This is a genomic window from Legionella sp. JM-2024 (assembly GCF_055389095.1).
On record NZ_AP039388.1, the window covers coordinates 2,753,871 to 2,767,262 of the forward strand.

Consider the following 13,392-nt stretch of genomic DNA (forward strand, 5'->3'; position numbering starts at 1 on the left):
AATTGCTACCATGATACTATTGCATTCATCAACAAGCCAGTTTAAAAATTGTCATGCTTCCTTTGTCTTTATACATTCACATTCCCTGGTGCATCAGAAAATGCCCTTACTGCGATTTTAACTCGCATAAAAGTCCAGATGATTTACCAGAACATAGCTATATCCAGGCATTAATCAAGGATCTTAAAACAGATTTGCCCTCCTATCCTACCCGAGAGATCATCTCAATTTTTATTGGAGGCGGTACCCCAAGCCTGCTTTCTGCAGAAGCTTATAACAACTTATTAAATGAAATAAAGCTTATACTCCCATTGGCCAGAGACATAGAAATCACAATGGAAGCGAATCCTGGTACCGTAGAACAACATCGATTTAATGATTACAGGCAGTTAGGGATCAATCGTTTGTCTCTGGGTATTCAAAGCTTTAATGCCAGGCAATTGAAAGTACTCGGCCGTATTCATGACGATAAACAAGCCCATTCCGCAATAGATACAGCTCGGAAAGCCGGTTTTGATAATCTGAATCTTGACATCATGCACGGCTTACCTAACCAAAGCGTTGCTGAGGGATTGCAAGATCTAAAGACTGCCTTGTCTTATCACCCTGAGCATTTATCCTGGTATCAATTAACCATAGAACCCAATACCCTATTTTACAAACATACTCCTCCCTTGCCATCCGAAGAAGAAGATTATGAGTTGGAAGAGCAAGGATTTGCATTATTAGGACAATCTGGCTATCACCGGTATGAGATTTCTGCATTTTCCAGACCAGGAAAACAAGCCAGACATAATGTTAATTACTGGTTGTTTGGTGATTATTTAGGTATAGGTGCAGGCGCTCATGGAAAAATGACAACTCAAACTGAAGTGATTAGGACACGTAAACACCGACAGCCCAAAGATTATCTGGATAATGGAAAGCCTTTTCTTGCCGCTCGAGAGTTGATTACAGATAGAGAACTATTATTTGAGTTTATGTTAAATACAACAAGATTAGAGCAATCCATCCCGCTGGAGTTATTCACAAACGCGACAGGATTGGAATTCAGTCTGCTTCAACCACTATTAAAATTGGCGCGCGACAAACAACTGATAAAGTTAACAGACACTCATTGGCAAGTGACTTCATTGGGCAGGCGATATACCAATGATTTACAATCTCTTTTTTTGCCTTAGTTCCTGGTTTCAAAAAACATGGGATTTCAGTTCCTCAAAGAAACTTAAACCACAGGAGGTGGTTTATAGCCACCCAATAATTGCTCAAGTCGTTCAGCAACAACCAGTGCAGTGGCATCTTTCCAACGATTGGCCGCTACAAGTACATTAATAGGTAGCCCATTAGTTGCAGTCCCACACCTTACGCTGACTGTTGGAAATCCACTCAGGTTATGTGTCATCGCATAAGAAAAATCACTGATTTCTTTAATCCCAATCCCATGGGGTTTTGCCACTTTTGGAAAAACCGGGCTGATTAATACATCCCAATCCTGCATAAATGAAAGCAAGTCCATGCGAAATAGATCAATTTCACGCATACGTTCATGCAATTGGGTTACAGAAAAGTGACATTGCTCTGCTTGACGCAAGAATTCCTGTAATTCCCACGATACAGTCTGAACGCCTAACTCTGATAACATCGTTTTGAATCCTTTGCCTCGGTCACCACCCAGAAAAAGATCCCAATGCCAATTAAACGCGTTACTGACACAATCAGGACGTCTTTCCATCACGATAGCTACATCATCTTGCAAAGCCAAAGCAGCTTCTTTAACAACCTCTTGTATCTCACGGTCAACCGGAGTAAACCCATTTTCAGTAAAATAGGCTACACGTAATTTTTTAAGGGGAGCAGCGGGTTTAATCGGAACCGGGTTTGTATAAGGATCAGATTGATCAGGTCCAGCAAGCACACTCAGACCTAAATGCAGGTCTCTGACAAAGCGCGCCATTGGTCCGAAGCTGATTAATGCTCCAATAAGGCCATACAAATCCCCTCCAATTGTTCCAGTATGGGGAAGATGGCCATGAGTGGGTTTTAGAGCAACGACCCCACAACAATGAGCGGGTTGAACAAGACTGCCACCACCATCTGAGCCTATGGCAAATGGAATGCCTCCTGCCGCAACCAAAGCAGCGGAGCCACCACTACTTCCCCCACTGGTTCTTGTCAGATCATAAGGATTATTGGTTCGCCCATAAATTAGATTATCTGAATCCCCACCCCTGCATAATTCTGGAACATTGGTTAAACCGAGAATAATAGCACCTTGTGCTTTTAATCGCGCAACTAATGTCGCATCACGAACCGCTCTTTCTCCGTTGTAAAATCCTGAGCATGCTGAAGAGCAAATTAATCCCTTCACGTACAATGCATCCTTTATCGCAACAGGTAAGCCGGCCAGCTTCTTCAAAGTTTTTTTCGAGGCAATAGTTTTATCCACTTCTTTTGCCTGTCTTAAGCATTCCTCTGGGTCAACACGCTCTGTAAGCGCATTGATTACAGGATTAGCTTTGTCTATACGATCTAAATGAGCCAACATGACTTCTTCAGCAGAGAGCTCTTTCACATGAATACGACGAATAATTTCTGTTGCGGAAAGTTGATGAATGGCATCCATATCTTTAATAAAATTCCCTTATAATGAAAAGCATTAATAATAAAACATACAATACATCATAGTAACAATTGTTACTCTATTTTTGAAACGATCTCAAATAATTGAAATGACATGGAAGGTAAGTTTTTTTGCGATATAGGCAAATCTTCTAGATCACAATATACCTACTATGCCTCAAATTTATATAGAAAAGGCAATTTGAAAACTCATTTCACTAATAATAAATGAATTAAATTGAAATAACTTCAAATGAATTTTATTATTTTGCCTGGGTAGATTGAACTTGCCCAAGCACTTTTTCTATCATAAAGTTGCTTGAAAATTAAGATTATTTGATAATAAAAATTATTCCCGTAAAAGGAGCATTCGGTGGCAGCACTATTATTTATATTTCTTGTATTAGTTGGTTATTTAATGGGTTCCATTAACTCAGCTATCATAGTGTGCCGTATGTTTGGGCTGCCTGATCCAAGAGCAGAGGGTTCCAAAAACCCAGGGGCCACTAACGTACTTCGTCTGGGAGGTAAACAATACGGTATCTTAGTCATGGTATTTGATGTCGTAAAAGGAATACTCCCTGTATTACTGGCCAAATATTTAAATGCCACACCTGTAACCATCGCCTTTACTGCTTTGGCAGCAGTTGTTGGACATATGTACCCCGTATTCTTTGACTTTAAAGGTGGGAAAGGTGTCGCCACAGCGATAGGGGCTTTGTTAGCATTTCACTTTGTTATTGGAATCATGGTAGCTGCCACCTGGCTATTGGTAGTGAATCTCTGGCGTTATTCCTCATTAGCGTCAATAGCTTCCATGTCTTTGGCTCCATTTTACGCACTAATCCTGATAGGAAATCTCAATATATTTCCTCCCTTATTCATCATCACAATTCTGGTTCTCTATAAACACAAAGACAATTTTACCCGTTTAGTGGATGGTAATGAACCAAAAATCAAATTCAAACACAGTGTCATAGAAGAAATAATGGAAGCCTCACCGGCCACTTCCGAAGAATTGGAACACCCTGGCAAGGAAGTTGTTGAGACAACTATCCAAGAGGAAAAAAAGGCCAAAAAAGTTAATCCTGTAAAAAAGGCAACCAAATCAGAAGAAGTTGTTAAAAAACCAAAATCAACCAAACCCAAAACCAAACCTAAAGCAGCCAAAGAAAAAGAGTAAGAAGGAAATGCACATATTTGGATTCTGTCGATGGCACGTCAAAACAAGAAATGATTAAAATTACCGCATCGGATCGCATTATTTTGTTTTTCCAGTTGGTATTATGAAACTTAAACGTTTACCAAATATTGCGATCCTGTTAAAACCCACACAATTTTAAATTTTCATCTGGCTTTTGTAAGAAGAAATACCAACGTTTATTTTTTCAATAAAGTACCGAAAATAACGGGTCAAAAAAGTGCATCCTATGAACTGGTTCAATTGCTCTTTGAAATGAAGAGGAGAAATTCTTGATTTTGTTATCTGCGCAACTAGACTATGAGATAGACCATGTTTCGGAATATGCATTAATTTTTTAATTTGGATCTCACCAGATTATGATGCCTAACAACTCCAATTCTTCCGCCATTTTTTGCGAAAAGAATTTTAAAAAGCAGGCGAAAAAAGTAGCTTGGCTGGGAGACACCAATATAGTGATGCGATAAATAAACAAGATATGAATGAGAAACTCAAGATCATCATTATTACCGAAGACGAACCGTTCTATCTTGCGGAAGCGTTTCGGTATTTTTTTTCCCAAAAGCTTGATGGGTACGACATCACGTTGGCCATAATTTTAAATTATTTTCACACGAAACGCACATCAACAAGACGAATCAAAATTCGTGATGTATTTAAAGTATTTGGGCCAGTAGTTTTTATTAGGGCATTGTTGCGTTTCATTACTGGACGTTTTAAACACTCTAAAAAGGTCTCCTCCGTATTTCTCGAACAGGGCATACCAGTAAAAAAGAGAATAAAAGACATCAATGCTCATGAAATTCTTGAAGAGGTCAAACGTCACAACCCCGACATACTCATTGCAGTTGGCGTTAATTCTCTGTTTCATAAACCATTACGAGATTTAGCCCGATTTGGTTGTATCAATGTCCATACTGGCATAAAACCCGAACACCGTGGAAGAGCATCTATTTTCTGGGCTTTGGCGGATGGACATAATGAAACAGGCATTACCGTTCATTTTGTCGATGATGGGATAGACACTGGCCACATTATCACAACTCATCGCTATGAAATTACGGAAAGAAGTCTGGATCGTTTATTACGTGATTTGCGCTTACTAAGTATGGATGCTTTGATCGACGCATTGACTATTATTCGCAATAAAAATATGTCGAGAAGCCATCCTTGTTCTTATCCTTCAATTAATCGGCCTTTACCGGATATCACCGATTTGAAAGTTTTTGTCCAACGTGGTAATAAAATATTTTAAACTCTATCCATCATAATGAATATTTCACGGCTTACTAACAAACTGTGTGATCCTAATGAAGTATAGTTGTACTACTGACCGAACCATCAGGCTTGATAAACAGGATAGTATGACTATTGATTTTTTGTACTCGATGACATTTGAAGTCGGTTTTACCCTCTCCGGACAGCGTACGGCAATATTGGTTATTTTTCACATACCAGGTACCCTTCCACTTCCTTTTTTTACCCAGATAGTTCGTATAACCTATGATAGTACCATTGCTCCCCCATTTAGCCGCCCCAGTGAATTTAACAGGACCGTAATTACCGAAAAAAGTCATCGCTCTTCCCGAAATCATATTTTTTATTTCATCAGTCTCCAAATAATGTGGAGTCGCAAAAACCACTTGAGTTAAAAACAGTAGTGTAATCCATGTGACTAAAAGAAATTTATACACGAGTTTAATGATAATATATAAACATATTGTAATATATTAGAACAAAATAATAGTAATTCAAGTGACAACAAGACACGCTAAAGACAATTTAACCTTGAACGGCCATATTTGAGTGCAGGTTGCCCGATCGTTACCCTAAAAAAAGCACAGTGTACGCATTAGTACATGAGCATTTTTTTAGAATGATTATCTTACCAGGATGCACCAAAGACGGCTTACATTGAACGGACATATTTGAGTGCAGGTTGTCCGATCGTTACCCTAAAAAAAGCGCAGTGTACGCATTAGTACATGAGCATTTTTTTAGAATGATTATCTTACCAGGATGCACCAAAGGCGGCTTACCTTGAACGGCCATATTTGAGTGCAGGTTGCCCGATCGTTACCCTAAAAAAAGCGCAGTGTACGCATTAGTACATGAGCATTTTTTAGAATGATTATCTTACCAGGATGCACCAAAGACGGCTTACATTGAACGGCCATATTTGAGTGCAGGTTGTCCGATCGTTACCCTAAAAAAAGCGCAGTGTAAGCATTAGTACATGAGCATTTTTTAGAATGTTTATCTTATCAGGATGCACCAAAGACGGCTTACCTTGAACGGCCATATTTGAGTGCAGGTTGTCTGATCGTTACCCTAAAAAAAGCGCAGTGTACGCATTAGTACATGAGCATTTTTTTAGGGTAACGATCAGGCAAGATGCGCCAAAGATGGCCGTTCAAGCGAGGGGCCATCGAGGTTTGACTACAACCCCCCACCCCAAATCCCTCTCTCCCCGCATCATCCTGAGACATCCCGCATAAGCAACCATGGCACCATTGTCAGTACAATATTCAAGGGCTGGAAAATACACTTCTCCTTTAATCTCTTTGATCCATTTTTGTAGTGCCATACGCAAAGCCTTGTTGGCCCCTACCCCACCGGCTACCACCAGACGTTTCGACGAGGATTCTTTGATCGCTCTTTTGCATTTTATGATTAAGGTTTCAACTACTGCTTGTTGAAAGGCTTTTGCAATTTCTGAACGATCATTTTCCATTTTTGCACTTTGATTCCAGGTGTTTAAGGCGTATGTTTTTAAACCACTGAAACTAAAATCCAGGCCTGGTCTATCGGTCATGGGACGAGGAAACTGATAAGGTGTTGATGGGCATTGATCAGCCAAATCCGCTAAAACTGCTCCGCCGGGATAGGGAATTCCCATTAGCTTGGCAGTTTTATCAAATGCTTCTCCTACAGCATCATCCAGGGTATCACCTAGTAACTCATACTCTCCAATATTGGTCACTTCTATTAATTGACAATGACCACCTGAAACCAGCAGTGCTGTAAAAGGAAATTCCAGTGATGGGGTTTCCATTTTGGCGGCTAATAGATGAGCCTCCAAATGATGAACTGCCAATGCAGGAATCCTTAATGCATAAGCCAGGCTTTTAGCAAAACAGGAGCCAACTAACAGAGCACCAATTAATCCAGGACCTGAAGTGTAAGCAATACCATCCAGTTGTTTTTTTTGAATTTGTGCTTTATTTAGCACCTCATCAACCAAGGGCACCAGGTAATTGACATGATCTCTTGAGGCCAACTCAGGAACTACTCCACCATGCACACGGTGAGTAGCAATTTGTGAATGCAAGGCATGAGACAATAATCCTGATTCTGAATCATATACAGCAACACCTGTTTCATCACAGGACGACTCGATACCCAATACAAGCATGAACAACCTCAATAACTGAAATGAATTTTAACCATTTTCAAATTATATCATAAGTAACAGAACTCCCTAATTGACATCCATTCCGAACCCAAGCGAGGGACCTCCTCAAAATGGCATTGAACCAAAACATAAAAATCTCTCGCTGGCACTAGGGATGACAAAATTAGATATCAGAGTCCAAACAGAACTGAACAACAGTATATTGTTTACCCATAACTGACACGAATTTCAAGAATATTTGGTTTGAAAATTTGCTAAAATATCAAGAAACATATAGATTAATCTTGACGAGTGGGAAATCTAGCACTAGAATTGCCCACCTATTAAGATTAAATAACCAGAGGACTAGTTTAATGCCTACCGTTCGTGTAAAAGAAGGCGAGAACCCAGAATATGCACTACGACGTTTCAAACGATCTTGTGAAAAAGCCGGTATTTTAACCGAATTACGCCGTCGTGAATTTTATGAAAAACCAACCGCAGAGCGTAAGCGCAAGCAAGCTGCTGCAGTAAAACGCCATCTGAAAAAAATATCTCGTGATGTTACTTCAAGACGAGGCGTTGGTCATCGACGTAAAAAAAGTACTACTTAATCTACTTTCTTTCAAAATTGACTGTAAGCAAGTTTGAATAAGGCACGTATAGAGTGCCATGTTTTAGAGAACAACTGTCTATTTGAAGTATGTTTTTATTTGAAATTGGCCTTCACGGCAGTTTCGGTAGTAAATCGCAGCTCGTCCTATATTACACCTAAGGTCACATTGTATGTGACCTTTTGTTTTTTAAGGAATTAAAAATGACTATAAAAGAACAACTCAATAATGACATTAAAGACGCAATGCGTGCTAAAGACAAAAACTTGCTCAGCACCCTACGTTTAATCACTGCTGCTATAAAACAAATTGAAGTAGACGAACGCATCGAAGTCAATGATGAGCGAATGCTAGTCATTTTAGACAAAATGTCAAAACAACGAAAAGAATCTATTGCTCAATTTGAAAAAGCAAACAGGGACGACTTGGTTGCCCAGGAACAATACGAGCTTGATGTTATTTCCAAATACCTCCCTGAGCCTTTAACAGGTGGTGAAATTGAAGAATTAGTCAGCGAAGCAATTATGTCTACCGGTGCTGAAAAAATGGCGGATATGGGCAAAGTGATGGCTATCCTGAAACCAAAATTACAAGGAAGGGCTGATATGGGGCAGGTTAGCGCCATGATAAAGGCTAAATTAAGCTGAGAACCGGGATGTCTGGCTTAATCCCACAGCCATTCATTGATGAGCTATTGCACCGAACTGATTTGGTGGAATTAATAGACAGCTATGTTCCTTTGAAAAAAAGGGGCAACAGCTTTATTGCCTGCTGCCCTTTTCATAATGAAAAAACCCCTTCATTTAATGTGGTTGCGAAAAAGCAATTTTATCATTGCTTCGGCTGCGGTGCTTCAGGTAATGCCATTAGTTTTGTGATGAATTACCTGAATCAAGGATTTACAGATGCCGTTGAAACCCTTGCCACTCGCCTCGGTTTAACTATTCCACGCGACGGCACAGGTGAGAAAAACAAATCGTCTCTCAATCTGTATAAACTTATGACGGAAGTCAGTCAGTATTACCAGAAAAAATTAAAACACAATGGACAAGTAGCAATCGACTACCTTCGCAACAGAGGTCTCAGTGGAGAGATTGCCAGGTTATATCAATTAGGATACGCACCCGAGGGCTGGCATAACCTGGAAAAAGCTTTCCCTAACAATCAACTTGAGCTACTCACGACAGGCATGTTGATTAAAAGTGATGACGGTAAGATTTATGACAGATACCGTAATCGCATTATGTTCCCTATCCATGACAGAAACGGTCGCGTGATCGGTTTTGGTGGTCGTGTACTCGATAAAGATCAAAAACCCAAATACCTTAACTCGCCTGAGACAGTGCTTTTTCAAAAAAGTCGGGAATTATATGGTTTACACCAAATCCTCTCTCAACAAAAAAATCCAGACAGTATCATCGTTGTTGAAGGATATATGGATGTCATCGCACTGGCACAGCATGGTATTTTTAATGCCGTGGCAACCTTGGGAACAGCTACCAGCACATACCATATTCAATTACTGTCAAAACATACCAAGCATCTCATTTTTTGTTTTGACGGTGATGCCGCAGGCAGACAAGCCGCCTGGCGAGCATTGGAAAGCAGTTTACCTCATTTAAATGCCGGATTAGATGCCGGGTTTATTTTCTTACCTGATGAACACGATCCGGACAGCCTGGTAAGAAATGAAGGAAAAGACAACTTCATGGCGCTCTTGAAGCAAGCAACGCCATTGCATCGATTTTTCTTTGACACCATGGGCAAAGACATTAATCTATTAAATCCCGCAGGGAAAACACAATTGATCAATGCGGTGAAACCCTATTTGCAAAAAATGGTTGAAGGATCATATAAACAGTTGCTCATTGATGATTTGGCCCGCTTAACTCATATTGAAAATCATCGACTCAATAATTTGATTACGGATCAGGCTGAAAGCACACCAGAGAAACAAACGACAATTTCTCGATCACCGGTACGCATCGCGATTGCCCTGCTCTTGCAAAATCCGGAAATTTATACTGTTGCTGCACAGCAAATTAGTCCAGATCTGCTCAATGATCAGGAGCATCATATTTTATTAAAATTACTGCAACAATTGGCTTTAAACCCTAACGCCAATACAGCCTCACTGATTGAAACCTGGCGCAATAGCAGTTATTTTGAGTCTATTATTAAATTAGCGGCATGGGATCATCAAGTGCCAGAGCAGGAGCTTATTAAAGAATTTATTGATATTTTATTATTTTTACAAAAACAGAATCGTGAGATATTAATACGACAATACTTGGAAAAATCTCGACAACATGGTTTAACAGAAGCTGAACGAGTAAGCTTACAAAATTTGCTAAAGGAAAGACATGCCCAAGCTGAAATTGAAAAATAAAAAACCCGAACTACTGGTATGTTGCTGCTACCCGGTTTATAATTTAAGACTTTTTGTAATTTCCCATTGTTCCAACAGAAGTGCCTATGACCATGAATGACCAAGATCAGCAAAGCTCACAAATTACGAAAGTCATTAGCCTGGGTAAAGAACAAGGTTATTTGACTTACAGTCAAATTAATGACTTATTACCTAACATTGTGGATACCGAGCATTTTGATGTAATCATCAGCATGCTGGAAGGCATGAACATCAAAGTCTTCGAGTTACCACCTAGCGAAGATGAACTGGCGCTCTTATTAAATACTGAAGAAGTACCAGATATTGAAGAAGCAGCCATGGTTCTCGCCTCTGTGGACAAAGAAACAGGCAGGACGACTGACCCGGTTCGCATGTACATGCGCGAAATGGGTACAGTAGAACTACTGACTCGCGAAGGCGAAATCCGCATTGCCAAGCGCATTGAAGAAGGAATTTACCAGGTCCTGAAGTCCTTGGCACATTATCCTGAAACAGTTCAATTAGTTCTTGAGGACTATGATCGTTTCACTGCCGAAGAAATTCGTCTTAATGAGATCATTAGTGGTTTTGCTGATGTGGATGAAGAAATAGCACCCGCCACCACCATTGGTTCTATGCTGGATGAAGATCAGCAGGAAGACATTCTTCTCGATGTGGATGAAGAAGATGAAGACGGCGAGGGAGGCATCACTGATGTGGATGACGGCCCCAATCCCGAGCAGGCAAAAATTTATTTTGATGAATTACGTGAAAATTTCGTCAAAGCTATGTCTGCCCTGAAAGAGCACGGCCGTACGAATAAAAAAACAATTGAATTACTGGATGTCATGTCGGATTCGTTCCTGAAACTTAAATTGACTTCCAGACAAGTCGATAAACTAACTCGCCATTTCCGCCAGTTGCGTAACCATATCAGAGAATTTGAGCGCAGCATTATGCGACTTTGTATAGAGAAAGCACGCATCCCAAGAAAGTTATTCATAGACACCTTCCCAGGCCAGGAAACCGACCAGAGCTGGTTAGAAACCATCATTAGCAAACATGCCAAAAAGCTTGACCTTGAGCGTATAGAAGAAAACCGTGAGGAAATATTACGCTTGCAATCGAAACTGGCTTCTTTTGAAATTGAATATGGATTAACCATCAGCGAGATTAAAGACATTAACCGTAAGATGTCTATCGGTGAAGCAAAAGCAAGACGCGCCAAAAAAGAAATGGTCGAAGCCAATTTACGTCTGGTGATTTCTATTGCCAAAAAATACACCAATCGTGGCCTTCAGTTCCTTGATTTAATCCAGGAAGGCAACATCGGCTTAATGAAAGCGGTTGATAAATTTGAATATCGTCGCGGTTACAAATTCTCAACTTATGCCACCTGGTGGATTAGACAGGCCATTACGCGATCCATTGCCGATCAGGCTCGCACTATCCGTATTCCAGTGCATATGATTGAAACCATCAACAAGCTCAATCGTATTTCCCGCCAGATTCTGCAGGAAACTGGTCGTGAAGCCACTCCTGAAGAATTGGCTGAAAAAATGGAATTAAGCGAAGATAAAATTCGCAAGGTTCTGAAGATTGCCAAAGAGCCCATTTCCATGGAAACCCCTGTTGGTGACGACGACGACTCTCATTTAGGTGACTTCATTGAAGACAACAACATCGACTCACCAATCGATATGGCTACAGCAGAAGGTTTAAGGGAAGCTACTCTAGAGATACTGGAAACCCTGACCCCACGCGAAGCCAAAGTTCTGCGTATGCGTTTTGGTATCGAAATGAACACAGACCATACACTGGAAGAAGTCGGCAAGCAATTTGACGTAACCCGCGAGCGTATCCGCCAAATCGAAGCAAAAGCACTCCGCAAATTACGCCATCCTTCACGTTCTGAAAAGCTGAGAAGCTTCCTTGAAGGAGATGAAAGTTAATTTAATGGCTGTTTTTAAAAACAGCCATTAAAAAATGCAAAAAACAGTAGAACATTAAATAAATTAAGTTTAAAATGACCCCCTCTCCGGGCCCATAGCTCAGTTGGTCAGAGCAGCGGACTCATAATCCGTTGGTCCTAGGTTCAAGTCCTAGTGGGCCCACCAATTAAAGCCAGTAAAATCAATAAGTTACAATTTACCATCCCAACCCCTCAAAAACCATTGTGGGGATTTTGTGGGGCACAGTAGACACAAACTCATAAACTAACTGCCTTACGTCCGTGAGATGTATCTTTTTCTTTTCTATTATTTGGATTACGAAGCAATGTGAGAACCACCCCACTTTGTTGCTTTTCGCAAACCTTGTTTCCAGCTTCATATAGATTCTGCAATTCAGCTGATGAGTAATGCGTTGTAATACGACCTGAACGATGTCCCAGCAGATCTTGCCTGTCTTCAAAACTCACTCCGACAGATCTTAATCTCCTACCAAAGGTATGTTTTAGATCGTGAACTCGTACAAACTCCAAACCAGCTTTCTTGCGAGCTTCTTTCCAGCCTGTATTATTTATACGGGTAATCGGATTGCCTTTAAAGGTAAACACAAACTGCTTATGTTTCCCTCTTTGGCTATCAACTACCGATTTTGCCGTTTGATTACAGACTACCAAGCGCTCTTCACCATTTTTAACCATTTCAGGAGGGATGATGAACACCATTAAGTATGGCAATTGAGGGATCTTAATTTCCCAATCCCATTGTAAGTGACACACTTCACTCTCTCTACATCCAGTATTCACCGCAAATAGCGCCATTTGCTCTAAATGCGATGGTAACTCAGTAAAAAGCCTGTGTTGTTCATCCCAACTTAACGGATAAGGCTTACGCAAATCATCTTCTTGCAATAATTTAATTTTGGGTGCATTCAGCAACCAAGTTAGTCCAAATTCATCAATCCACTCAGTTGCAGCCAGATTACAGATACGACGCACTATTTTTAGACCATGATTAATCGTTCTTGTTTTAACCTGATCCTGACGTCGCCCTTCAATAAACGGCTGTAAAGTACCCATATGAATCGAATCTAAAGGCATTTTACCAATATACTGAACCAGAACACGTAAACGCCCAGCATCAGAATCAATGCTTCGCTTATGTTGGTTTTCGTCCAAAAATTTAATGGCTGCTTCCATAAACGTACGCTTGGGTCTTACCCCAAACAC

The 13,392-nt window shown here is 40.4% G+C and carries 11 protein-coding genes and 1 tRNA gene; 8 read left to right on the top strand and 4 right to left on the bottom strand.

All coding sequences use genetic code 11. The features are described from left to right. The first annotated feature begins 53 nt into the window (after nucleotides 1-53). Nucleotides 54-1,181, top strand: a complete 1,128-nt coding sequence (gene hemW, locus ACZ5EK_RS12000) for a radical SAM family heme chaperone HemW (protein ID WP_464429835.1) — start codon at nucleotides 54-56, stop codon at nucleotides 1,179-1,181. A 44-nt stretch (nucleotides 1,182-1,225) separates the two neighbouring features. Here the strand turns inward: hemW and ACZ5EK_RS12005 are convergent, their stop codons facing one another. After that, entirely contained in the window at nucleotides 1,226-2,623 is a 1,398-nt protein-coding gene (locus ACZ5EK_RS12005) for an amidase (protein WP_464429837.1), read from the bottom strand. A 369-nt stretch (nucleotides 2,624-2,992) separates the two neighbouring features. Between ACZ5EK_RS12005 and plsY the strand changes: the two genes are divergently transcribed. Together plsY and ACZ5EK_RS12015 are read left to right on the top strand one after the other, a co-directional pair. Beyond that, on the top strand, nucleotides 2,993-3,802 hold the full coding sequence (gene plsY / locus ACZ5EK_RS12010) for a glycerol-3-phosphate 1-O-acyltransferase PlsY (protein WP_464429839.1): 810 nt from the start codon (nucleotides 2,993-2,995) through the stop codon (nucleotides 3,800-3,802). A 496-nt stretch (nucleotides 3,803-4,298) separates the two neighbouring features. Next, nucleotides 4,299-5,075 carry a formyltransferase family protein gene (locus ACZ5EK_RS12015; RefSeq protein ID WP_464429840.1) on the top strand — a complete coding sequence of 259 codons (777 nt, stop codon included), beginning with the start codon at nucleotides 4,299-4,301 and terminating at the stop codon, nucleotides 5,073-5,075. A gap of 52 nt (nucleotides 5,076-5,127) precedes the next feature. Here ACZ5EK_RS12015 and ACZ5EK_RS12020 read toward each other — a convergent pair whose 3' ends face one another. Together ACZ5EK_RS12020 and tsaD are read right to left on the bottom strand one after the other, a co-directional pair. Beyond that, entirely contained in the window at nucleotides 5,128-5,514 is a 387-nt protein-coding gene (locus tag ACZ5EK_RS12020) for a hypothetical protein (RefSeq protein ID WP_464429841.1), read from the bottom strand. A 719-nt stretch (nucleotides 5,515-6,233) separates the two neighbouring features. Then, complete coding sequence (tsaD, locus tag ACZ5EK_RS12025) at nucleotides 6,234-7,235, bottom strand: tRNA (adenosine(37)-N6)-threonylcarbamoyltransferase complex transferase subunit TsaD (RefSeq protein WP_464424815.1); 1,002 nt, start codon at nucleotides 7,233-7,235, stop codon at nucleotides 6,234-6,236. Nucleotides 7,236-7,588: 353 nt separating this feature from the next. On the opposite strand from tsaD, the gene rpsU reads away from it, so the two are divergent. The 5 genes from rpsU (at nucleotide 7,589) to ACZ5EK_RS12050 (ending at nucleotide 12,334) form a co-directional block, all read left to right on the top strand. Then, nucleotides 7,589-7,828 carry a 30S ribosomal protein S21 gene (gene rpsU / locus ACZ5EK_RS12030; RefSeq protein ID WP_464424816.1) on the top strand — a complete coding sequence of 80 codons (240 nt, stop codon included), beginning with the start codon at nucleotides 7,589-7,591 and terminating at the stop codon, nucleotides 7,826-7,828. Between the two features lie 203 nt (nucleotides 7,829-8,031). Further along, nucleotides 8,032-8,475 carry a GatB/YqeY domain-containing protein gene (locus tag ACZ5EK_RS12035; protein WP_464429843.1) on the top strand — a complete coding sequence of 148 codons (444 nt, stop codon included), beginning with the start codon at nucleotides 8,032-8,034 and terminating at the stop codon, nucleotides 8,473-8,475. A gap of 8 nt (nucleotides 8,476-8,483) precedes the next feature. Further along, nucleotides 8,484-10,217 (top strand): DNA primase, encoded by a 1,734-nt coding sequence (gene dnaG, locus ACZ5EK_RS12040; protein ID WP_464429844.1) that lies wholly within the window; start codon nucleotides 8,484-8,486, stop codon nucleotides 10,215-10,217. A gap of 86 nt (nucleotides 10,218-10,303) precedes the next feature. After that, nucleotides 10,304-12,169, top strand: a complete 1,866-nt coding sequence (gene rpoD / locus ACZ5EK_RS12045; protein WP_464429845.1) for an RNA polymerase sigma factor RpoD — start codon at nucleotides 10,304-10,306, stop codon at nucleotides 12,167-12,169. A gap of 88 nt (nucleotides 12,170-12,257) precedes the next feature. Then, nucleotides 12,258-12,334: transfer RNA gene (locus ACZ5EK_RS12050), tRNA-Ile, on the top strand. Between the two features lie 92 nt (nucleotides 12,335-12,426). Here ACZ5EK_RS12050 and ACZ5EK_RS12055 read toward each other — a convergent pair. Continuing rightward, nucleotides 12,427-13,392, bottom strand: a complete 966-nt coding sequence (locus tag ACZ5EK_RS12055) for a tyrosine-type recombinase/integrase (protein WP_464429847.1) — start codon at nucleotides 13,390-13,392, stop codon at nucleotides 12,427-12,429.

Excerpts from the sequence above, each read along its gene's own strand:
- hemW (WP_464429835.1), top strand. The coding sequence starts at position 54 with ATGCTTCCTTTGTCTTTATACATTCACATTCCCTGGTGCATCAGAAAA.
- ACZ5EK_RS12005 (WP_464429837.1), bottom strand. The coding sequence starts at position 2,623 with ATGGATGCCATTCATCAACTTTCCGCAACAGAAATTATTCGTCGTATT.
- ACZ5EK_RS12015 (WP_464429840.1), top strand. The coding sequence starts at position 4,299 with ATGAATGAGAAACTCAAGATCATCATTATTACCGAAGACGAACCGTTC.
- tsaD (WP_464424815.1), bottom strand. The coding sequence starts at position 7,235 with ATGCTTGTATTGGGTATCGAGTCGTCCTGTGATGAAACAGGTGTTGCT.
- rpsU (WP_464424816.1), top strand. The coding sequence starts at position 7,589 with ATGCCTACCGTTCGTGTAAAAGAAGGCGAGAACCCAGAATATGCACTA.
- ACZ5EK_RS12035 (WP_464429843.1), top strand. The coding sequence starts at position 8,032 with ATGACTATAAAAGAACAACTCAATAATGACATTAAAGACGCAATGCGT.
- dnaG (WP_464429844.1), top strand. The coding sequence starts at position 8,484 with ATGTCTGGCTTAATCCCACAGCCATTCATTGATGAGCTATTGCACCGA.
- rpoD (WP_464429845.1), top strand. The coding sequence starts at position 10,304 with ATGACCATGAATGACCAAGATCAGCAAAGCTCACAAATTACGAAAGTC.